16 protein-coding genes are annotated in these 21948 nt (G+C 74.8%); 3 read left to right on the forward strand and 13 right to left on the reverse strand.

The window, feature by feature from the left end; all coding sequences use genetic code 11:
* Positions 1 to 173 precede the first annotated feature (173 nt).
* From ACFXAM_RS20155 to ACFXAM_RS20190, 8 genes are all read right to left on the reverse strand, one after another.
* Positions 174 to 1664 carry a SulP family inorganic anion transporter gene (locus ACFXAM_RS20155; RefSeq protein ID WP_380293050.1) on the reverse strand — a complete coding sequence of 497 codons (1491 nt, stop codon included), beginning with the start codon at positions 1662 to 1664 and terminating at the stop codon, positions 174 to 176.
* Positions 1665 to 1836: 172 nt separating this feature from the next.
* Entirely contained in the window at positions 1837 to 2439 is a 603-nt protein-coding gene (locus tag ACFXAM_RS20160; protein ID WP_380293052.1) for a carbonic anhydrase, read from the reverse strand.
* 454 nt (positions 2440 to 2893) lie between these two features.
* On the reverse strand, positions 2894 to 5335 hold the full coding sequence (locus tag ACFXAM_RS20165; protein WP_380293054.1) for a penicillin acylase family protein: 2442 nt from the start codon (positions 5333 to 5335) through the stop codon (positions 2894 to 2896).
* A 296-nt stretch (positions 5336 to 5631) separates the two neighbouring features.
* Positions 5632 to 6402, reverse strand: coding sequence for an aminoglycoside adenylyltransferase family protein (locus ACFXAM_RS20170; protein ID WP_380293056.1), 771 nt, complete (start codon positions 6400 to 6402; stop codon positions 5632 to 5634).
* Positions 6399 to 6566: a hypothetical protein gene (locus ACFXAM_RS20175; RefSeq protein WP_380293058.1), complete on the reverse strand. Its 168-nt coding sequence runs from the start codon at positions 6564 to 6566 to the stop codon at positions 6399 to 6401. The genes ACFXAM_RS20170 and ACFXAM_RS20175 overlap by 4 nt, the downstream gene beginning before the upstream one ends.
* A 706-nt stretch (positions 6567 to 7272) precedes the next feature.
* Positions 7273 to 7956, reverse strand: a complete 684-nt coding sequence (locus ACFXAM_RS20180) for a response regulator (protein WP_380293060.1) — start codon at positions 7954 to 7956, stop codon at positions 7273 to 7275.
* A complete protein-coding gene (locus tag ACFXAM_RS20185) occupies positions 7953 to 9149 on the reverse strand; it encodes a sensor histidine kinase (RefSeq protein WP_380293062.1) in 1197 nt (398 codons plus the stop codon). The genes ACFXAM_RS20180 and ACFXAM_RS20185 overlap by 4 nt, the downstream gene beginning before the upstream one ends.
* A 240-nt stretch (positions 9150 to 9389) precedes the next feature.
* Positions 9390 to 11624 (reverse strand): MMPL family transporter, encoded by a 2235-nt coding sequence (locus ACFXAM_RS20190; RefSeq protein ID WP_380293064.1) that lies wholly within the window; start codon positions 11622 to 11624, stop codon positions 9390 to 9392.
* A gap of 454 nt (positions 11625 to 12078) precedes the next feature.
* On the opposite strand from ACFXAM_RS20190, the gene ACFXAM_RS20195 reads away from it, so the two are divergent.
* The 3 genes from ACFXAM_RS20195 to ACFXAM_RS20205 all read left to right on the forward strand — a co-directional run bounded on the left by ACFXAM_RS20195 (position 12079) and on the right by ACFXAM_RS20205 (position 15319).
* Positions 12079 to 13203, forward strand: coding sequence for a DegT/DnrJ/EryC1/StrS family aminotransferase (locus ACFXAM_RS20195; RefSeq protein WP_380293066.1), 1125 nt, complete (start codon positions 12079 to 12081; stop codon positions 13201 to 13203).
* Between the two features lie 67 nt (positions 13204 to 13270).
* Entirely contained in the window at positions 13271 to 14215 is a 945-nt protein-coding gene (locus tag ACFXAM_RS20200; protein WP_380293068.1) for an NAD-dependent epimerase/dehydratase family protein, read from the forward strand.
* Between the two features lie 15 nt (positions 14216 to 14230).
* A complete protein-coding gene (locus tag ACFXAM_RS20205) occupies positions 14231 to 15319 on the forward strand; it encodes a hypothetical protein (RefSeq protein WP_380293070.1) in 1089 nt (362 codons plus the stop codon).
* A 376-nt stretch (positions 15320 to 15695) separates the two neighbouring features.
* On the opposite strand, the gene ACFXAM_RS20210 is transcribed toward ACFXAM_RS20205, so the two are convergent.
* The 5 genes from ACFXAM_RS20210 to ACFXAM_RS20230 form a co-directional block, all read right to left on the reverse strand.
* Positions 15696 to 16865 (reverse strand): serine hydrolase domain-containing protein, encoded by a 1170-nt coding sequence (locus ACFXAM_RS20210; protein WP_380293072.1) that lies wholly within the window; start codon positions 16863 to 16865, stop codon positions 15696 to 15698.
* An 82-nt stretch (positions 16866 to 16947) separates the two neighbouring features.
* Entirely contained in the window at positions 16948 to 18114 is a 1167-nt protein-coding gene (locus ACFXAM_RS20215) for a serine hydrolase domain-containing protein (RefSeq protein WP_380293074.1), read from the reverse strand.
* 254 nt (positions 18115 to 18368) lie between these two features.
* Complete coding sequence (locus ACFXAM_RS20220; protein ID WP_380293076.1) at positions 18369 to 19631, reverse strand: alpha/beta hydrolase; 1263 nt, start codon at positions 19629 to 19631, stop codon at positions 18369 to 18371.
* 191 nt (positions 19632 to 19822) lie between these two features.
* Entirely contained in the window at positions 19823 to 20497 is a 675-nt protein-coding gene (locus tag ACFXAM_RS20225) for a response regulator (RefSeq protein WP_380293078.1), read from the reverse strand.
* Positions 20494 to 21720 (reverse strand): sensor histidine kinase, encoded by a 1227-nt coding sequence (locus tag ACFXAM_RS20230; RefSeq protein WP_380293080.1) that lies wholly within the window; start codon positions 21718 to 21720, stop codon positions 20494 to 20496. Before ACFXAM_RS20230 ends, ACFXAM_RS20225 begins: the two co-directional genes overlap by 4 nt.
* Positions 21721 to 21948: the final 228 nt, after the last annotated feature.

Here is a 21948-nt window from a genome sequence, read left to right on the forward strand (position 1 = left end):
TGCTGGTCGGGGCCTGCCCGTGGTGCTCGGGCAGGTGAACGCCACCGGCCCGACCGGGTCAGGTCGGGCCGGGTCGGATCAGGCCGGGTCGGGTCGGGCCGGGTCGGATCAGGCCGGGTCGGGTCGGGCCGGGTCGGATCAGGCCGGGTCGGGCCGGATCGGGTCGGGCCGGGTCAGGCGGCGGCGGTGGGGAGGCCGAGGAGCTCGGCGGAGCCGTTGCGGTTGTGGCGTTCCTGCCAGAGTTCGAGGGCGCTGCGGCAGGCGTGGTCGAGGTGGCGCACGCCGGCGAGATCGAGGCGCACCGGACGGTCGGCGGGCAGGCCCTCCAGGGATTCGAGGGTTTCCAGGAGCCGGGGCAGCCGCAGGAAGGTGGCGTTGCCGTGCAGCGTCACCCGGACGGCGCCGTCGGGGAGTTCGTCGACCGCGACCTGGAGGTGGGAGGTGTCCCAGGCGCTCTTGAGCACCGCGAGGAGCAGGCCGAGCAGCACCCCTTCGAGGAGGTTGGTCACCACGATGGCGATCGCCGTGGCGGCCAGGATCGCCGCCTCCCCGCGGTCGGCCCGCCAGAGCGGGCGCAGGGTGCGGAGCGGGACCAGCTTGGCCCCGGCGTGGACCAGGACACCGGCCAGCGCGGCGAGCGGGATGGCGGAGAGGGCGGCGGGGAGCAGGGCCGCGAAGAGCAGCAGCCAGAGGCCGTGCAGGACCCGGGAGGCCTTGGTGCGGGCGCCGGCCTGGACGTTGGCGGCGCTGCGGACGATGACGGCGGTCATCGGCAGGGCGCCGAGCAGACCGCAGACGGTGTTGCCGACGCCCTGGGCGAGCAGTTCGCGGTCGTAGTCGGTGCGCGGGCCCTCGTGCAGCCGGTCGACGGCGGCCGCGCTGAACAGGCTCTCGGCGGAGGCGATCAGCGCGAAGGCGACGGCCGTGCCGAGGACGCCGACGCTGCCGAGCGCGGCGAGGTCGGAGGCGCCGGGCAGGTCGACGACGCCGGCGAGTCCGGCCACCTCGATCCGGGCGACGGGCAGGTCGAACAGCGCGGTGACGGCCGTCGCGCCGGCGACGGCGGCGAGCGGTGCGGGGACCACCCGGATCCGGGCGGGCAGGCGCGGCCAGAGCAGCAGGACCGCCACGGTCCCGGCCCCGATGGCGGCGGCGGCGAGCGCGTGCCGGTCCCCGGCCACGTCGACGGCCAGGCCCGGGAGTCCGGCGAGCTTGGCGGGGCCGCCGGCCGGGCCCTTGGCGTCGGCGAGCGCGTAGAGCTGACCGGCGATCAGCACCAGGCCGATCCCGGCGAGCATGCCCTGCACGACCGAGACGGAGATCGCCCGGAACAGCCGGCCGAGCCGGGCGGCGCCCATGGCGAGCTGGAGCAGGCCGGCCACGGCGGTGATGACGCCGAGGGCGGCGAGGCCGTGTTCCTGGACGGCGGCGAAGACCAGCACCGTCAGGCCCGCGGCGGGGCCGGAGACCTGGAGGCTGCTGCCGGGCATCAGGCCGGTCACGAGGCCGCCGACGATGCCGGTGACCAGGCCGAGTTCGGCCGGGACGCCGGAGGCGACGGCGACGCCCACGCAGAGCGGGAGGGCGACCAGGAAGACGACGAGGGAGGCGGGGAGGTCGGAGCGCAGAGTGCTGCTCAGCCGAAGGGCGGGACGACGAGTCATCGGGTCCTCGGGAGAGTGTGGACGGTGCGGTGGACGGCGGTGCGGGGCTGAACGGCGGTGCGGTGGACGGCGGTGCGGGGCTGAACGGCGGTGCGGTGGACGGCGGTGCGGGGCCGCGGAACGACGCGGCGGGCGGCGACCCGGCGGTGCGGCGGCGGGCCGTGGGACGGGGTCACAGCGGGAGGAAGAGGCCGGCGTCGGCCCGGTGGGCGAGCACGAGTCCGGTGTGGATCTCGTAGAACCAGCCGTGCAGTCTGATCCGCCCCTCGCTCAGCCGGCGGGCGACGGCGGGGTAGCCGCGCAGCCGGTCGAGCTGGGTGAGGACGTGGCGCTGCACCGGCCCGGCGACGGTCGGGTCGAAGACGTCGGCCTCGTCCGCACGGAGCACCGCCCGGTCGGCGTGGCGCAGCCAGGCGCGGACGGCGGGCACCACGCTGAGGTCCTCGCCGCGCACCACGGCGCCGACGGCCCCGCAGTGGGAGTGCCCGCAGACCACGAGGTCACGGACGCCGAGCACCTCGACGGCGTACTCGATGGTGGCGGTCTCGCCCGAGGTGCCGTCGGCCCGGTAGGTGGGGACGATGTTGCCGGCGGTGCGCAGTTCGAAGAGGTCGCCGGGGTCGGCGCCGGTGATCAGGGCGGGCACCACGCGGGAGTCGGAGCAGGTGATGAACAGGGCCTGCGGGGTCTGGCCGGCGGCGAGGGCGGTGAGTTCGCGGCCGGTGTCGCCCGCGCGCTGCGGGAACGCCCGGGCCCGGTCGATGAGCGGTTCCATGGAGTGGATGCCTCCTTCGGTGACCCTCGCGGCGCCGGCCGGGAGGGGCGGTGGACGGGCAGGCACGTCGTCACCGGGTGTTCCCGGCGGGCGGTGCGGGCGGGTGCGGCCGCGGCGGGCGCATGGCTCCGCCGCACGGCCGCGTCGATGACTCTCGGTGTCCCCCCGGCGACCTGACGACGCGTCAAGGGGAAGTAAAACACGGGTATCGGGTCGGCAAAAGCGCGTCCAGGGCGCAGAATGTGCCGATCTGGTTAACATCCTGTTGCCTTGAGCGGTGCAGGGCCTTCCGCCTTGGCGTTTGCACGTCCGGGGGAACCCGGAGGGCCGCCGAAGCGTTGATGCGCGGCGTTCCGCGCGCGCCCCGCCCGAAGTCGAACGCGCTCCGGGCGCACGCGGCCGGGCCGCCGCCGTTCGGGGAATGGCGGCGGCCCGGGGAGTGATTGACGGTGCGTCAGCGGTGCAGCGTGGTGACGGTGAGGCCAGGGGCGGAGCGGATCTCGGCCTCGGTGAAGCGCTCGGTCGTCCACTGCTTGCGGGCGTAGCGGCGGGTCTGGTCGGTGAAGTGGGGCGAGGTCGGGTCGGCCGACTGTCCGTAGGTGAGCAGCGTGCGGGTGCGCGGGCCCCGGTCGGTGAGCTCGACGGCCATCAGGAAGCTGGAGCCGTGCGGGACGCTCAGCACGTCCGACGGGTAGGTGGCGCCGCCGTCGCCCGAATCCGGCCGGGCCGTCAGCACGTTGAAGCAGCCCAGCAGTCCGGAGCAGCCGTGCAGCGGGATCCCCGCCCAGCGCTGGACGCGCCCGATCGGGGCGTCCACCGGCAGCCCCCGGGCGGCCAGGCCGCGCACCGCGTCGGCGAAGGCGCGCTGGGCTTCGGGGTCGTCGGCCGCGATGCCGCGCGGGGTGGTCAGCGGCCGGTCCGGGTCGTACGGGACCGTCCGCCAGGCCGTGGTGCGGGTCCTCGCCAGCGCACCCTGGTACTCCTGCCAGAGCACGGTGCCCCGGCTGTCTGCGTCGGCCCGGGTGTTCCAGGCGGCCAGCGCGTCGCACCCGGCGCGGACGTCGACCCGGGTGCCGTCGGTGGCCGCGATCACCGGGTGGGCGCGGCACAGGGCGACGGCGTCGTCGCGGTCCAGCTCGGCGCTCTGCACCCGGTTGCCGAACATGGCCGCCTGGAGGGAGGCGAGGGTGAAGCCGGGCGCGCCGAGGCCGTCGGCGCCGGTCCGGCGGTCGGCGATCATCCGCAGGCTCAGCTGCGGCCGCGAGGCGAGCTCCCGGCCGTTGTTGTAGACGGCGGGCAGGCCGGCGATCGGCGCGTCCGCGTTGGTCAGGTAGGGGCCGTTGTTGGCGTTGGCCACGTAGTCGGCGCGGGTCAGCGCCGGGTGCCCGGCCGGGCCGAACACACCCGGGACCAGGGCGTCCTGGTCGGTGCCCGGGTCGCAGGCGGTGGTCGAGCCGTCGAGCACGCCGTCGGTGAAGGGGTTGGGCACCTGGCAGCGCTCCCGCAGCGCGTCGGTGACGTGCGGGACGGCGGAGGAGTCGGTGAAGTACGCCGTCCCGGTGGAGTCCACGGCCGTGGTGTACACCCACGGGGCGCCCTGGTAGGTGCGCTGGGCCTGCCGCAGCTGGTCGAGGTTCTGCGAACGGCCGATCGCCACCCACTCGTTGAGGGAGCGGAGGTTGTCGGCGTTGGCGTCGCGCAGGGTGTAGGCGTACTCGCCGGTCCAGCCCTCGGCCAGGACGAAGCCGTGGCGGGAGCGGTAGACGGTCCGGTCGACGGTGGCCAGCGTGCCGTCGGCGGCCCGGACGGTGACCGGGAGGGTCTCCGTGGTCATCCGCTCCACCTTGCCGTCCACCAGGTACGCGGTCGGGTCGCCGGGCACCAGGGTGAGCCGGTAGGCGGTGAAGTGGTCGGCGTAGCTGGTGGTGTGGGTCCAGGCGAGGTTCCGGGTGTGGCCGATCTGCAGGAACGGCAGGCCGTAGAGACCGGCGCCGGCGATGTCCAGGACGCCCGGGATGGTCAGCTGGGCCTGGTAGAAGCGCTCGGAGCCGGCCCATTGGAGGTGCGGGTTGGCCAGCAGCAGGCCGTTGCCGTCGCGGGCGGCGTCGCGGCCGATCGCCCAGGCGTTGCTGCCGGTGTCGGGGGTGGCGGCTGCCCGGCGCACCCAGGGCGGCGGGCCGGCGGCGGGCCGGGCGGCGCCGGTCGCTTCGCCGCGCGCGGCGCCGGTGGCGGCGCTGGTGACGGCGCTGGTGGCGGCGGGCCCGGGGGCGGCTTCTCCCGGGGCGGCTTCTCCGGGTACGGCTCCGGCTCCCGGGGCGGCGGTGGCGACCGAGTGTTTCGAGGTACCGGCGAGGGTGTTGACGTCGTAGAGGATGTTCCAGAGGTCGTCGGCGGTGATCGGTCCGCCCCAGCCCTTCCCCCGGCAGGACGGGTCCGGGAGGTGGTCGGCCCCGGTGTCGCGCAGGTAGCGGTTGTACCCCGCGACGTAGCCGTCGACCAGCTGCCGCACCTCCCCCGTCGGGCCGAGCGGCGCCGGCTCGGCCAGCAGCCGCCGCACCGTGCCCGAGCGCAGCACCCCCTGCTGGTAGGTGTCGCTCTCCAGGTTGGCGAGCCGGTCCACGGTCCGGCCGTCCGGCCCGTACCAGCGCGAGCGCTCGGCGCGCACGGTGACCACCTGGTCGGCGAGTTGACAGAGGTTGTCCTGCGCGAAGGCATACCCGTAGCCGTAGCCGAGGCCGCCGAAGTCCCGGGCGAGGACGTGCGGGACGCCGTACTCGGTCCGGCGGATCTTGGCGGTCCAGCCTCCCCCCTTGTCGTCGGCCCGGGCGGCGGGGGCGGGCGCCAGGGCGGTCAGCAGGCCTGCGGCCAGGCCGAGGGCGAGGGTGGTGGAGGTCAATCGGCGTGCTATGGCGAGGGGTTGATCGTGCGTCAGTCCGGTCTTCTTCGACATGGACCCCACGCTGCCGCCGCGGGCGCGTGCCGGTCATCGCCCCGGGGGACGACCCAGCCCTCGCCCGTCGGACCTACCCGCGTACGCCTCGGGAAGGGGGTGTTCCTTGTCCGAACCGCCCGGACGACGGAGGGTGGCCGGGTGGATCGGCCGACGAGGGGAGGCCATCTGATCATCGCCCGCGAGACCGCCTTCGGCCTGCCCCGGGTGCGGTGACCGGGCCGGACCGGACCGGACCGGCTTCACGCCGGGTGGCGGCCCAGGTCGTCGATGCGGGCGAGCACCTCGGCCACGTGCGGACGCACCCGGGCCTTCAGGCCGCGGCTCCAGGTCTCGTCGTCGTAGTGGCTGGTGCGGTAGAGGTCCCTCGCGTGCTCCAGGACTGGGCGGTGCTCCGGGGGGAGGCGGGCGAGGGCCCAGTCCGCGGCGGCGTCCTTGGGGCGGATCTCCCCCGTGGCGAGCGTCGTCCAGATGCGGGCGAGGGTCAGCAGGACGTTGCGGGTGTCGCCGTCCAGGTCGTCGAGGAGTGCGGGGACGCCCATGACGCTCGCCCGGACGAGGTCGGCGTGCGGGACCGGGTCGAGCAGCCGGCCGGGCGGCGGTCCGCCGAGGGGGCGGTCGCCGGCGAGGACCATGGTGAGCGCGAGGGCGAGGTCCGGCATCGGGCCGGGCCGCGGCGGACCGCTCTGCCGGAGTTCCTCGCGCAGCCACTCGCCGAACAGGAAGTCCCCGGTCGGCGGGAACCGCCAGGGGCGGACCTCGGAGTGGACGACGACGGTGAGTTCCACCGGGCGGAGGCCGGCCGAGAGGCCGGAGATCCCCAGCAGGCCCTCGGTGAGGGCCCGGCGCTCCCGGTCGTCCATGGTCCGGCGGGTGACGGCCAGGACGTCCAGATCGCTCGCCGCCCGGAGGCCCCCGAGCACGGCAGAGCCGTGGAGGTAGGTGCCGAGGAGCGCGGGCGCGAGGACGTCGTGGAGGAGCCGGACGGTCCGGTCGAGTTGATCGCCGCTCATCGAGGCCGGCTCCGGGCCTCGCGCAGGCCGAGGTCGGGCCTGCCGGTGGCGTCCAGCCGGTTCACGGCCACCCGGCGGGCGCGGGCGGGGGCCACGGTCTCTGCGGGGTGGTGCAGGCCGGGGTGGTCGGTGATCACACGTCGATTCACAGCGGCTTCGGCCATGTCGCCATCCTGCCTCGCCACCACGCCCGCCCGCAGGCGAAATTCGCCCCCAGGCGGTCGGCGCGACGGCGCGGGCCCGGAGGAGAGGGCCGATTGGGAGCAGCACAGGGTGCTCCGCCGGAGGAAGGGGCAACTCCGGGCGAGGCCTACGGCCCGCCCCCTGGGAAGCCGCGACACCTTCTCCGTCGGCCAGCGAGCCGAAGCCCGGCCGGCACCCGGCAGGATCTGGTCGGCCTTCGCCAGGGGCTGTGCCTGCGCGTGCAGGCCATGGGCAGCCAGAAGCCTTGGCGCCGCTGCTCCTTGGGGCCATCCCCGCGCGTGCGGGGCCGAGAGCAGGGCCACAACCACGACCACCGCCTCCATCGGAACATCCCCGCGCGTGCGGGGCCGAGGCGCGGAGGCCGGCGCGGGGGCCGGGGCTCGGCGGAGCATCCCCGCGCGTGCGGGGCCGAGCAGAACCGCTGCCCCTCGGCCACCGTCTGGTGAGGAGCATCCCCGCGTGCGCAGGGCCGAGACCCCCAACGAGGCGCCGTCCACGATGAGGTGGGGAGCATCCCCGCGTGTGCGGGGCCGAGAGGTGAGGCTTCATGCCCACGCAGGACGAGTTGGGAGCATCCCCGCGTGTGCGGGGCCGAGGCTTGTTGAGCTGGGATGCTACCCGGCGGGAGCCGTCCCCCGCATCGGTTCGGTGGGGGTGCTCGGCCGGCTACTTGGTGGGGCGGGGGGCGGGGACGAGGCCGGTCTGGTAGGCGAGGGCCACCAGTTGGGCGCGGTCGCGGGCGTCGAGTTTGGCCATGGCGCGGTGGATGTGGGTGCGGATGGTGAAGGGGCTGACGAACATCCGGGCGGCGATCTCCTCGTTGCTGAGGCCGGTGGCCGCCATGGCCATCACCTCGCGTTCGCGGGCGGTGAGGGCGGCGAGGCGTTCGGGGGTGGCGGTGGGGGCCTGGTCCGGCGAGGGGTGGGCGAGGAGCTGCTCGATGACGGCGCGGGTGGCGGCGGCCGACAGCAGCGGGTCACCGGCGGCGACGCGGCGCAGGGCGGCGAGCAGTTCGGTCGGTTCGGCGTCCTTGCCGAGGAAGCCGCCGGCGCCGGCGCGCAGGGCCTGGGCGACGTACTCGTCGATCTCGAAGGTGGTGAGGATGAGCACCCGGGTACCGGCGAGGTCGGGGTCGCCGCAGATGGCGGCGGTGGCGGAGAGGCCGTCCACGCCGGGCATCCGGATGTCCATGAGCACGACGTCCGGGCGGGTGGCCTTGGCCAGCTCGACGGCTTCGCGGCCGTCGGCGGCCTCGCCGACCACCTCCATGTCGTCCTCGGCGTCGATGAGGACGCGGAAGGCCCCGCGCAGCAGCGTCTGGTCGTCGGCGAGCAGTACTCGGATGGTCACGGGTGTTCCTCTCGGGCGGCGGTGCGCAGGGGCAGTTCGGCGGAGACCAGGAAGCCCCCGCAGGGCCGGCGGTCGGCGGTGAGCCGTCCGCCGACGGCCGCGGCGCGCTCGCGCATGCCGATCAGGCCGAAGCCGCCGCCGACGCTGGGGACGCCGGTGCGCCCGGCGGCCACCGCGCGGTCGTTGGCGACGCTGAGCCGCAGGCGGCTGCCGGAGTACGCGAGGGTGACGTCGGCGGCGGTGCCGGGGGCGTGCTTGGCGACGTTGGTCAGGGATTCCTGGAGGATCCGGTAGGCGGTGAGGTCGACGCCCGGGGAGAGCGGCTGCGGCTCGCCCTCGACGCTGAGGCGCACGGGCAGGCCGGCCCGTTCGAAGGCGCCGACGAGGTCGGGCAGCCGGTCCAGACCGGGTGCCGGTTCGAGCGGGGCCTGCGGGTCGTCGGCGCGGCGCAGCAGGCCGACGGTCGCCTTGAGCTCGCGCAGGGCGGAGCCGGTGGCGTCGGTGAGGTGGCTGAGCATCTCGCGGGCCTGGGCGGGGTGGCGGTCGAGCAGGTGGACGGCGATGCCGGCCTGGGCGTTGGCGAGGGCGATGTGGTGGGCGACGACGTCGTGCAGGTCGCGGGCGATCCGGATGCGTTCGTCGGCGACGCGGCGGCGGGCCTCCTCCTCGCGGGTGCGCTCCGCCCGTTCGGCGCGTTCCTCGATGGCGGCGAGGTGCTCGCGGCGGCTGCGGACGGCGTCGCCGAAGGCGCCCGGCAGCAGGACCCAGGCGATGATGCCGACCTTGACGCTGAAGGAGGTGTGGGGCTCGTTGATGATCGTGGCGACGGTCACCAGCACGGCCGCGACCGCGGTGGCGAGGCGCGCGGTTCTGCGATCGGTGCGCACCGCGAGGAAGTAGAGGGCGGCGAGCAGCGGGGCGACCAGGCCGGCGTTGAGCTGGGTGGCGACGAAGCAGAGGGCCAGGCTGCAGACGAGGGTGGTCGCGAAGGCGATGTCGGGCCGACGACGGTGGGCCAGGACTGCCAGGCTGGAGACGACGGCCAGGGCCAGCGCGGCCGGGTTCGGAGCGATGCGGTTGCCGAGGCGGTCGATGGTGGTCGTCCCGGCGGCGATGACGACCACGGCGAGCACGAGCAGCGCGTCGGCCAGGTGGGGGTGACGGCGCGCGCGGTGCAGCCAGGTGTCGATCATGCTCGCTTCTCCCGGTCCGGGGCTGCCCTGGGGGGTCCTTCGGCCGGGCCCGGACGATCCGGCGAAGGGGGTGGGGGGTACTGCGCGGGGAGGACGTACTGCATTTGCAGTACATGTCGTCCGATTGAACGGTAGTACGGATGTGGTTCGTACCATTTTGACCCGACGGCGCGCCGACGGGCCGGGGTGCGGCCCTGCCGCGGCCCCGTGGGGACGGGAACCGCGGCAGGGGCGGGTGGGTCAGACGCCGACCGAGTGGCGGGGGGACTCGGCCTCGGGGCCGTCGGCCCCGGCGACCGGGGCCGGGGCGGCGGTCTGGAGCTTGGCACCCTCGACGTCGACGTCGGGGATGATCTTCTCCAGCTTGGCCGGCAGCCACCAGGCACGGCGGCCGAGCAGGACCAGCACGGCCGGGACGATCGCCATCCGGACCACGAAGGCGTCGAAGGCGACGGCGGCGGCCAGGCCGAGACCCATCATCTTGATCATCGGCTCGCTCATCCCGATGAAGCCGGCGAAGACGCTGATCATGATGAGCGCGGCGGCGGTGACCACCCGGGCGTTGTACCGGAAGCCGGTGACCACGGCCTCGCCGGGCTCCTCGCCGTGCACGAAGGCCTCCCGGATGCGGGTGACCAGGAACACCTCGTAGTCCATGGCCAGGCCGAAGACCACGCCGATCATGAAGATCGGCATCATGCTCATCACCGGGCCGGTCTGCTCGACACCGATCAGCTCGGCGAGCCAGCCCCACTGGAAGACCGCGACGACGGCGCCGAGCGCGGCGACCACCGAGAGCAGGAAGCCGAGGGCGGCCTTGAGCGGCACGAGGATCGAGCGGAAGACCACCAGGAGCAGCAGCACCGCGAGGCCGACGACGACCGCGAGGTAGGGCAGCAGGGCGTCGTTGAGCTTCTGCGAGACGTCGATGTTCATCGCCGTCGCGCCGCTGACCAGGACCGTCGCGCCGGTCTCGGACTTCAGGTCGGGGGCCTTGTCGCGGATCGCGTGGACCAGGTCGGTGGTCTCGGCGTCGCTCGGGCCGGTGGCCGGCATCGCGGTGACCATCGCGGTGTCCCCGGCCTGGTTGAAGACCGCGGGCGTGACGGCGACGACGCCGGGCAGGGCCTTCACGGTCTCGCCGACCTTGGCGGCGGCGGCCTTGGGGTCGGCCGCGCCCTTGGCGTCGACCAGCACCGTCAGCGGGCCGTTGAAGCCGGGGCCGAAGCCCTCGGAGAGGTGGTCGTAGGCGCGGCGCTGGGTGGTGGAGGTGGGCTTGGCCTCGTCGCCGGGCAGGCCGAGCCGCAGGTCCAGGGCCGGCAGGGCGAGGACGCCGAGGCCGACCACGCCGAGGACCAGCACGGCGACCGGGCGGCGCAGCACGAAGCGGGCCCAGCGGGTGCCGCCGTTGGGGCGGTCGGCACCGGTCGCCGCGTGCCCGCCCTTGGCGGCCTTGCGGTCCTTGCGGGACAGCGCCCTGCGGCCGAGGAAGCCGAGCAGCGCGGGGACGAGGGAGAGCGCGACCAGCACGGCGATCACGACGGTGCCGGCCGCGGCCATGCCCATCTTGGCGAGGATCGGGATGCCCACCACGGACAGGCCGGCCAGCGCGATGATCACGGTGAGTCCGGCGAACACCACGGCCGAGCCGGCGGTGCCGACGGCACGCCCGGCGGCCTCCTTCGGCTCGTGGCCGTCGAGGAGCTCGGCGCGGTAGCGGGAGACGATGAAGAGCGCGTAGTCGATGCCGACGGCGAGGCCGAGCATCATCGCGAGGGTGCTGGTGGTGGTGGACAGGCCCAGGGTGCTGCCGAGCGCGGTGATCAGGCCGATGCCGAGGCCGACGCCGATCAGCGCGGTGAGCAGCGGGAGTCCGGCGGCCAGCAGCGAGCCGAAGGTGATCACCAGCACGACGGCGGATATCGCCATGCCGATCGCCTCGGCGGAGCCGCCCTGCTCGCCCATCTCCATCAGGGCCGTGCCGCCGATGTCCACGGTGAGACCGGCGTCACGGGCGTGCTGGGCGGAGTCCTTCAGGGTCTCGGTGGCGGTCTCGCTGACCTTGCCCGGCTTGACGCTGTAGTTGACCGTCGCGTAGGCGGTGGTGCCGTCCTGGGAGACCGCGTTGGCCTTGAACGGGCTGGTCGCGCCGACCACCTGCTCGCTGCCGGCGAGCTCGGCGACCGCCTTCTCGACCGTCTGCTGGTTCTCGGCGGCGGTGATCTTCTGGCCGGACGGGGCGACGAAGACCAGCCGGGCCGACGCACCGTCGGACATCGCGCCGGGGAAGCGCTCGTCCATGAGGTCGAAGGCCTTCTGCGCCTCGGTGCCGGGCATCGCGAAGCCGTCGTCGGGGGCGGCCGGCGCCTTGGCGGCCAGCACCCCGACGGCGGCCAGCACGGCGACCCAGAGCAGGGTCACCAGCCGGCGCCTGAGGAAGGACCATCGGCCCAGGCGGTAGAGGAAAGTGGCCACGGGAGAGCGGACTCCTTCGGATGGCGGGGCAGGTTGGGGTGGCCGGGCGGCGCGTTCGGCCGCAGGGCCGGGTCGCCCGGAGCATGACCATCCTGCGGCGGCGGGGGCCTCCCCGGCGTCGGCTCTGTGCAGGCATTCCGGGGTAATGCGGACGCAGCAGCGCGGACCCGGACGGACTAGTCCTCGGGGCGGAGGTCGGCGGCCGGGCTCCGACCTGCGACCGAGGGGCGACCCCGGGGCGGGCGGTCCGGTCCCGGCGCGGCCGGAGCGCGCGCCGGGTCACCCGGGCGGAGGTGCGGACGGGCCGGGGACCGGCGGGCGAAGTAGCGTGATGTGCCTGACCCGGGCGATTCGTCCAGGTCCGTCCAGCTGTGTCCCCGAGGGCTCCGTCGGCCCGGGGGGCCGCAGCCGTCCACCGTACGTCCACCGCACGTCCCTCAGCCGGAGGTGGCCCATGGGCGTTCCCGCCGCCCGCATCGTGTTCGACGAGAACGACCGCGCGGCCGTCGCGGAGGCGGTGAGCGAGATGCTCGCCACCGGTGCGCTCACCCTCGGTCCCTGGACCGAGCGGTTCGAGCAGTCCTTCGCCGCCGAGCACGGCGCCGAGCACGCCGTCGCCGTCGCCAGCGGCACCGCCGCGCTGGAGATCGTCCTGCGCGCCCTGGACGTCCGCGGCCGCGACGTCGTCGTCCCCGCCGTCACCTTCTACGCCACCGCCGGCGCCGTCCTGCACGCCGGCGGCCGGCCGGTGATCGCCGACGTCGACCCGGCCACCCTCGCGCTCGGCCCCGACACCCTGGAGGCCGCGCTCACCCCCGACACCGCCGCCGTCGTCCTGGTCCACATCGGCGGGCTGATCACCCCCGAGGTGGACGCCCTGCGCGCGATCTGCGACGCCCGCGGCGTCCCGCTGGTCGAGGACGCCGCGCACGCGCACGGCAGCACCTACCGGGGGCGGGCGGCCGGCGGCTTCGGCGTGGCCGGCGCGTTCTCCTTCTACCCGACCAAGGTCACCACCAGCGGCGAGGGCGGCATGATCCTCACCGGGTCCGCCGAGCTGCGCGACGAGGCCCGGATCCACCGCGACCAGGGCAAGGGCTCCTTCACCACCAACCACCACGTCCGCCTCGGCGCCTCCTGGCGGATGAGCGAGCCGAACGCCGCCATCGGCGCCGTCCACCTGCGCCGGCTCAAGGAGTTCGTGGAGACCAGGCGCCGGGTCGCCCAGCGCTACGACGCCGCGCTCGGCGCGCTCGACGGGCTGGAGCCGGTCACCGAGCCGGCCGGCTCCCGGAGCAACTACTACAAGTACGTCGCCCTGCTGCCGCGCGGCGTGGACCGGGCCGCCTTCAAGCGGGCGGTCGCCGAGGAGTACGACGTCCGGCTCTCCGGCGAGGTCTACGACCTGCCCCTGCACCTCCAGCCGGTGCTCGCCCCCTACCGGCGCGGCGCCCTGCCGGTCGCCGAGGACGTCTGCGCCCGGCAGATCTGCCTGCCGGTCCACTCCGACATGACCGAGGACGAGACCGACCTGGTGATCGAGGCCGTGAGCGCCGTCCACCGCCGGACGGCGGGCTGACCCCCGTCGGGGCCGGCACACCGGCGGGGCCGACACCCCGGCGGAAGAGCGAGGAAGGGAGAACACCGTGCGGATAGCGGTCACCGGGGGATGCGGATTCATCGGCTCGCACGTCGTCGACCGGCTGCTCGCCGCCGGGCACGAGGTGCTGGCGGTGGACACCACCGACAAGTACCTGAACCCCGACGCCGACCACGCCCGGATCGACGTCCTCGACCTGCCCGCGCTCACCACCGCCCTGGACGGCTGCGAGGTGGTCTTCCACCTCGCCGCGCAGGCCGACGTCGAACGCGTCGCCGCCGACCCGGTCGGCGCCGTGCGGGCCAACATCGACGGCACCGAGACCGTGCTGGAGGCGGCCCGCCGCAACGACCTCAGCCGCACCGTCCTCGCCAGCACCGTGTGGGTGTACGGCGCCGCGCTCACCGAGGCCGCGCTCGACGGCGAGGAGCAGGAGCTGGACGAACACGTGCCGATCGACCTGGAGCACAGCGGGCACCTGTACGTCGCCACCAAGCTCGCCGCCGAGATGCTGGTGCACAGCTACCGCCAGCTCTACGGCCGACACTTCACCATCCTGCGGTACGGCATCCCGTACGGGCCGCGGATGCGCGACGAGCTGGTGGTCGCCCGCTTCGTGCAGGCCGCGCTCGCCGGCCGGCCGATCACCATCGCGGGCGACGGGCGGCAGAGCCGCAACTTCGTCTACGTCGAGGACCTCGCCGACGCGCACGTACGGGCCCTCTCCCCCGCCGCCGAGGACCAGACCTTCGCCCTGGAGGGCTCCACCGCCGTCTCCGTCCGGGACATCGCCGACACCGTCGACGACCTGCTCGGACCGGTCACCATCGAGCACATCGAGGCCCGCACCGCCGACTACGCCGGGCGCCGGATCTCCGCCGCCCAGGCGAAGCGGCTGCTGGGCTGGTCGCCGCGGACCAACTTCGCGGAGGGCCTGCGGCGCTACGCGGACTGGTACCGGGCGGAGGCCGCACCGCGGCCGGGCGCCTGAGGCGGGGGCCGGGCGGTGCCGCACGCGCTGCTGGTCTCCGGCTCGCTCGGCCAGGGCCACGACGTGATGGCCCGGGCCTGCGCGGACTCCCTGGAGGCGCGGGGCTGGACGACCGCCACGGTCGACGCGATGGCCCTGCTCGGGCAGCGCGCCGGCACCGCCGGGGAGGCGGTGTTCCGGCGGCTGCTCGGGCTGCCCGGCCTCTACGACGCGTTCCACTTCTCGGCGCTGCGCCCCGGCGCCCGGATCGCGCTGCTCGCGGATGCGGCGGCGCGGCGGCGGCTGGTGCCGGCGCTGCGGGCGCTGCTCGGGGAGCAGCGGCCGGAGCTGGTGGTGTCGGTGTTCGCCACGGCCACGTCGGCCGTCAACCGGCTGCGGGGCGGGGGCGGCTTCCGCTTCCGGCACCTGGTGCTGTGCACGGACGTCACGCCGCACCGGCTGTGGGTGCAGGAGGAGAGCGACCTTTTCCTGGTCACCTCGGAGGTCGCCGCGTGCGGGGTGCGGCGCTACCGGCCCGACGCGCCGGTGGCCGTCCTGCCCGCGCCGCTGCGGGCGCCGTTCTACCGGCCGCCCTCGCGGGAGGAGGCGCGGGCACGGCTGGGGGTGCCGGCGGAGGCGCGGTGCGTGCTGCTGATGTCGGGCGCGTGGGGCCTCGGGCCGCTGGCCCGGACGGCGGCGGCCCTGGCCGACGCCGGTCCGCACGTGCTGGCGGTGGCGGGGAGCAACGGCGAGCTGGAACGCCGCCTGCGCCGCGCCGCCCTGCGGCAGCCGCGGCTGCACCCGTTCGGCTGGACCGACGAGGTACCGGCGCTGATGGCCGCCGCCGACCTGGTGGTCACCAGCTCCGGTGACACCTGCAGCGAGGCCCGCGCCCTGGGGCGCAGGCTGCTACTGCTCGACGTCGTCCAGGGCCACGGCCGCGACAACCTGCAGCACGAGCTGGAGCTCGGCCACGCCGACGTCGTCTCCGCCCGCCCGGCCGAGGTCGTCCGCTCCGCCCTCGCAGCAGTCACCCGCCCCGAGCCCCACCCCTCCCCCGGCGCCACCCCTGACGGATGGCGCACCGGCTTCACGGCCGCCCTGGAACGGGTGGGCCTGGCCTGACCGGCCGACTACGGGGAACCGATGCACCGGCCCGCCTCCGCCGGATAACATCGCAGCTCAGCAAGCCTCGGCCCCGCACGCGCGGGGATGGTCCCGCGTAGGGCATGTTCGGCGGTCCGAACGAGCCCTCGGCCCCGCACGCGCGGGGATGGTCCCATCCAGGTCGAGGTGGTCGCCCGCGCCGGCCACTCGGCCCCGCACGCGCGGGGATGGTCCCATGATTTGGGACACCGCCGTCAACCCTGCCGGCGCGGCCCCGCACGCGCGGGGATGGTCTGAGCGGCGACCGACCGCACCGTGCCCGGGCCGGTCGCCCGTTGGCGATCGGCCCAGGCCTTTCGGCGGGGCTCGGTTGCTTCCCGCAGCCCCGGGGGTGTCAGCGGCAGAGGGCTGCGTCGACCGCGTCGGTCAGGCGGGTGGCGGTGGGTTCGTCCGGGACAGTGGTGAGGGTGATGTTCACGGCGCGGCCGTCCTCCGTGACGCCTCCCCTGGTCCGGTAGCCCGGGGAGGTGCCGCCGTGGCCCCAGGCGAGGCCGCCGCAGGTCAGCGGCCTGCTCTGGATGCCGAGGCCGTAGCGGACCCCGGGGCCCAGGAACTCGGCCGGGACGGTGGTGCGCATCTCGGCGAGTTGGGCGGCGGGCAGCAGACGGCCGCCGAGCAGCGCGCCGTAGAAGGTGTTGAGGTCGGTGTTGGTGGACACGACCGCGCCCGCGGCCCAGGCCATCGAGGCGTCCATGTCGGTGTAGTCGACGAGCGGCGCGTCCGGGGCGGCGCGGTGGTAGCCGTGCGGGTGGGGCTCGTGGAGGACGGTGTCCCCGGGCGCCGGGACGTAGGTGTGGCGCAGGCCGGCCCGGTTGATGACGCGCTTGGTGACCTCCTCTCCGAAGGGGCGGCCGGTGACCTTCTGGATGATCAGGCCCGCCAGCAGGTAGTTGGTGTTGTTGTACTCCCACTGGGTGCCGGGCGCGAAGTGGGCCTTCTGGGCCAGTGCGCCGTCGAGGAGTTCACGCGGCTCGAAGTAGCGGTACTGGATGGTGGTGAAGTCGGCCAACGCGGGTGCGTTCATGTACTCGGGCAGGCCGCTGGTGTGCTGGAGCAGCTGACGGACCGTGATGTTCCGGCCGTCGATTCCCTCGCCGCGCACCAGACCCGGCAGGTAGGTGTCCACGCTCGCGTCCAGGCCGACCTTGTCCTCGGCGACCAGTTGCAGGACGACGACGGCGACGAAGGCCTTGGTGTTGCTGCCGGCCCGGATCTGTCCGTCGACCGGGACCCGGGACCCGGTGGTCAGGTCGCCGACTCCGGCGGTGTAGGTCCGGCTGCGGCCGTCGCGGCCCTTGACGGTGGCGAGGGCGGCCGGCATGCCGTCCTCGTGCACCAGCGCGTCGAGGCGCTGCTGCACGACGTCCGGGCGCGGGGCGGCGAAGGCCGGCGACGGGGCCGGGGCGAAGGCGGTCAGGGCGAGCCCTGCGGTGGCCGTGGCCGTCAGGGCGTGCCGCGCGAGGCGGATGCGGTGTGCCCTGCGCTGCGGGGCGGGTTCGTTCATCGGAGGCTCCACTGCTGGGAAGCGAAGGGGGGAAGGGGTGCGGGGCGGCGCGGCCGGGTGGCCGACGCCGCCCGGCCGGGGGTCAGCGGCAGAGCGCCTCGTCCACCGCCTGGTCCACGTGCTTCGTGGTGTCGGCGTCCGGGATCGTGGTGACGGTGATGTTCACGGCGCGGCCGTCTTCGGTGGTGCCGCCGGCGGTCTCGTAGCCCGGGATCGCCCCGCCGTGGCCCCAGGCGACGCCGCCGCAGGAGAGCGGGCGGCTCACCAGGCCGAGTCCGTAGCGGACTCCCGCGCCGAGCTCCTCGGCGGGAACGGTGGTGCGCATCTGGGCGAGCTGGGCCGCGGGCAGCAGCCGGCCGCCGAGCAGCGCGCCGTAGAACCGGGTGACGTCCGTGTTGGTCGAGACGGCCGCACCGGCCGCCCAGCCCCAGGACGGGTCCAGCTCCGTGTAGTCGCGCAGCGACCCGTCCGCCGTGCGCTGGTAGCCGTTGGGGTGGGCCTCGTGGATCGTCGTGTCCCCGGGGGCGGGGAAGTAGGTGTGGCGCAGGCCTATCCGGTCGATGACGCGCTTGGTGATCTCCTCGCCGACCGGGCGGCCGGTGATCTTCTGGATGATCAGGCCCGCCAGCAGGTAGTTGGTGTTGTTGTACTCCCACTTGGCGCCGGGCGCGAAGTGGGCCTTCTGGGCCAGTGCGGCGTCGAGGAGTTCGCGCGGCTCGTAGTAGCGCCCGGGGGCGTTGAGCACGGCCCCGGTGTCCACGTACTCGGGCAGGCCGCTGGTGTGCTGGAGCAGCTGACGGACCGTGATGGTCCGGCCGTCGATTCCCTCGCCGCGCACCAGACCCGGCAGGTAGGTGTCCACGCTCGCGTCCAGACCGACCTTGCCCTCGGCGACCAGCTGCAGGATCACCACGGCGGTGAACGCCTTGGTGTTGCTGCCGATCCGCACCTGTCCGTCCACCGGCACCTTGGCCCTGGTGGCCGTGTTGCCGACGCCGGCGGTGTAGGTGCGGGTGCGGCCGTCGCGGCCCTTGACGGTGGCGAGGGCCGCGGGCACCCCGTCCTTCTGGACCAGCGCGTCGAGGCGCTGCTGCACGGCGTCCGGCCGGGGGGCGGCGGAGGCGGCGGAAGGTGCAAGGACGCCGGCCATCACGGCGGCGGCGGCCACCGCGGTCACGGCCGCCAACGCCCCCCGCCGGCCACCGCGGAGGCGGTTCGGGAGGTGGTGCTGCGGTGCGTGCTCGTTCACGGGAAAGCCCTTCTGGGGAGGGCGCCGGAGCTCTTCTCGGCGCCCTCCAAGAGGACCATCCGACAACCCGTCAATCCGTCCGCGCAGGGGACGAAACCGCACCCGGGAACGTGCTCCGGGTCGGGGCCGGGCACGGGACCGTACTCCCGGGGCCCTGGGGCGGGCACCCCCGGCCGGCCGCGCAGGGCCCGGGGGCCGGCTCCGTCGAGGAGCCGGCCCCCGGAGGTCCTGACCACGGCGGCGGGAGCCCGGGGTCAGCGCCCGTCGGCGCGCAGGAAGTCGAGCAGGATCTGCCGGCTCGTCTGGGAGGTGAGGCTGCCGTACACGTCGTCGAACGCGTGGTCGGCGAAGGGCAGTTGCTTCATCTCGACGTCGACGCCCTGCTCCCTCAGCGCGTCGCCGAGTGCGGTGACGGTCTCGGGGCGGGCGCTGCGGTCGCGGTCCCCGACGACGAGCAGAGTGCGGGGCAGGCCGGGGCGGACGTCGGACGTCGGGGACACCTCGCGGTAGCGGTCCGGGTACTGCTGCGGGGTACCGCCGGTGTACATCTCCGCCGCCTCGCGGGTCCCGGCCACGTCCTCCTCCCACATCTGCGCGACGTCGGTGCCGGGGTAGAAGCCGATCACGGAGGCCGGGGGCGCGGGGGTGAAGCCGTCGAGGGCCTTGATGGTGCCGTTGTGGAGGCGGTAGGCGGTGTTCATCGCCAGGGTGCCGCCCGCCGACATGCCGCCGAGCGAGATCCGCGCGGTGTCGACGCCGTACGCGTCGGCGTTGCGCTGCACCCAGCTCATGGCGGAGAGGAGGTCCTGCGGGGCCTTGTCCCAGGTGGGGCGGTCGGGACCGGCCAGGCGGTAGTCGACGGCGAAGACGGCCACGCCGTGGTCGGCGAGCCAGCGGCCGGTGCCGCGCAGGTCGCTCTTGTCGAAGGTGTGGAAGCCGCCGGCGTGGGCGAGCACGACGGCCGGGGTCCGCCTGCCCGGGTCCTTCGCGGGCAGGTACGCGTCCACCTGGAGGGGCTCGCCCTCGGGACTGGCGAAGGTCTCGGTCGCGTCCGGCTTCGCCGCGGGGTAGCCGAGTTCGGTGAACACCTGGCCCAGCGAGATGTCGACGCCGGCCTCCCGGGCGGCCTGGAACTGGATGCCGCCGATGACCAGCGCGCCCACGGTGCACAGCGAGGAGACGACGATGACCACGCGCCCCCAGCGCACCAGGCCGGCCCGCCGGGCCAGCGCGGCGAAGCCGGCGGCGACGAGGGCGAACAGCGCCATGTGGAACGGGTACTGCCCGCCCAGGACCGGCCCGATGATGCCCGCCTTGGGTATCGCGGGGACGTACGCGCCGAGCACGATCGCGACGGCCAGGAACGCGAGGAACGACGCCAGGACGGCGGAGGCGGCCCGCAGGATCCGGACGAGCCGGCCCGGACGGGCGGGACCCGCCGAACGGGCCGGACCTGCCGGAGCGGCGGGCGACGCCGGACCGGCGGGCGACGCGGCGGAGTTTCGGGGTGTGGTCATGGCAGTACTCCTGCGATGGTGCGCGGAACGTGTCGGGAGCCGTGAGGACCGGCTCGTCCGAGAACGTTAGGAATCCGGCACCCTCGCGGGCCTCACACCACGGAGCCGTCCTCCGGAGCAGCTCTCAGGTAGGGGGTGGTCGGCGCGGGACCCCCGGGCCCGCGCCGCCGGGCCGACACGCCGCCGCAGGATCACAGACCGGTGCGGCCGGGGACGACCAGTCCCGTCTCGTAGGCGAGGACGGCGGCCTGGGTGCGGTCCCGCAGCTGGAGCTTCTGCAGGATGCTGCCCATGTGCGTCTTGACGGTCTGCTCGGCGACCACGAGTTCGGCGGCGATCTCCGCGTTGGACAGTCCCCGGGCGACCAGCGTGAGCACCTCGGTCTCGCGGTTGGTGAGGACGTCGATCCGCACCTGCGCGGACGGCTTCGCCGAGCCGCCCAGCCGGGCGAACTCCGCGATGAGCCGCTTGGTGAGCCCCGGCGACAGCAGCGCGTCCCCGGCGGCCACGACGCGTACCGCCTCGGCCAGTTGGACCCCGGAGGCGTCCTTCAGGAGGAACCCGCCGGCACCGGCCCGCAGCGCCTCGTACACGTACTCGTCGAGGTCGAAGGTGGTCAGGACGAGGATCCTGGTCGACAGGCCCGCCTGTGCGGTGATCCGGCGGGTGGCCTCGATGCCGTTCAGTCCGGGCATCCGGATGTCCATCACGATCACGTCGGGGCGCAACTCCTCCGCCTTGGCCACCGCGTCCAGGCCGTCCACGGCGGTCGCGACCACCTCGATGCCGGGCTGGGCGCCGAGGAGCACCGAGAAGGCCTCGCGGATCATCGCCTGGTCGTCGGCGATCATCACTCGGATCGTCATGCGGTCTGTTCCCTGTCTGTCCGGACGGCCGGCGCGGTGGGCACCGGCAGCAGTGCGGTGACCTCGTAGCCACCGTCGGGGGTGGAACCGGCGGAGAACTCCCCGCCGAGCATCGCGGCGCGTTCGCGCATGCCCAGCAGGCCGTGCCCGGCTCCCGGTGAGGGCTCGGCGGGCGCGGTGCCGGGACCGTTGCGGATCCGCAGCTCAAGGGTGGTGCCGGTGTACGTCAGCGCCACGCGGGCGGCGGCGCCCGGGGCGTGGCGCAGCGTGTTGCTGAGCGCCTCCTGCACGATGCGGTAGGCCGACAGTTCCACGCCCTCGGGCAGCGGGCGGCGCGGCCCGGAGACCACCGCCCGCACGTCGAGCCCGGCCGCGCGCACCCCGGCGAGCAGGTCGTCGAGCCGCTCCAGGGTGGGCTGCGGAGCCTCGGGAGCACGCCCGCCGGGCGGGTCCTCCGAGCGCAGCACGCCGAGGAGGCGGCGCAGCTCGGTGAGCCCTTCCAGGGCGCCCGCGCGGATGTCGGCCAGCGCCGCGACCAGCTCCCGGGGCGGGTCCGCGACCCGGTACGGGGCGGCCTCGGCCTGGATGGAGATGACGGACATGTGGTGGGCGACCACGTCGTGCAACTCGCGTGCGATGCGGGCGCGTTCCTCCAGGACGGTGCGGTGTGCCCGCTCCTGCGCGAGGGCCCGCTCCTGCTCCATCAGCCGGGCGCGGACCTCCCGCGTCCGGCGCACCCCGCCCGAGGCGGCCGCCACGACGGCGAACAGCACCAGCACGATCACCGTGAAGTACCAGGGCCCGAGCCGCCCGCCCGCCAGCTGCACGCCCAGCAGCAGCGCGGTGTTGAGCGCCGTCGTCTCGGCGGTCACGCGGGGCGGGTTGCGCAGCGCGACCAGGAACGACAGCCCGGCCTGCACGGCCCACGCCCACCCCGTGTACGGCGCGAAGGGCGGGTAGAGGGAGAACACCGGCAGCATCAGCAGCGACAGCCACCAGGCCGGCAGCGGCCTGCGCAGCGCCGGGACCAGGAGCGCGGCGTGGAGCACCCCGAGGGGCCGCAGCGGGATGTCCTCGGTGGCGGAGACGGCGGCGAAGGCCGCCACCGCGACGACCGCGCCGTGCGGCAGCCACCGCAGCAGCCCCGGCCCGCCCATGGGCGGCATCGGCTGCGGGGCCAGGGTGAACAGGTCCTTCCGCACGGTGTGCAGTGCCCCGCGCACCGATCGCCTCCCGGTCCTGTCCATACGGTCAGTATTGTCCACTTCGTCCACCTGACGGCTGCGGCGGGGGGCGGCGCCTCCCCCGGCCTGGGTGCATTCGGTCACCACGCTACGGAGCCCACCCACCGGCGCACCTCCCGCTGCGGAGCCGTCCTCGGCCTGGCTCTCAGGTATGAGTCGCCCCGGGCGCACCCGGACGGGACCACCACCGGCCGGCCATCCCGAACC

Origin of the sequence: Kitasatospora sp. NPDC059462 (genome assembly GCF_042749955.1) — a bacterium.
Classification (GTDB): domain Bacteria; phylum Actinomycetota; class Actinomycetes; order Streptomycetales; family Streptomycetaceae; genus Kitasatospora.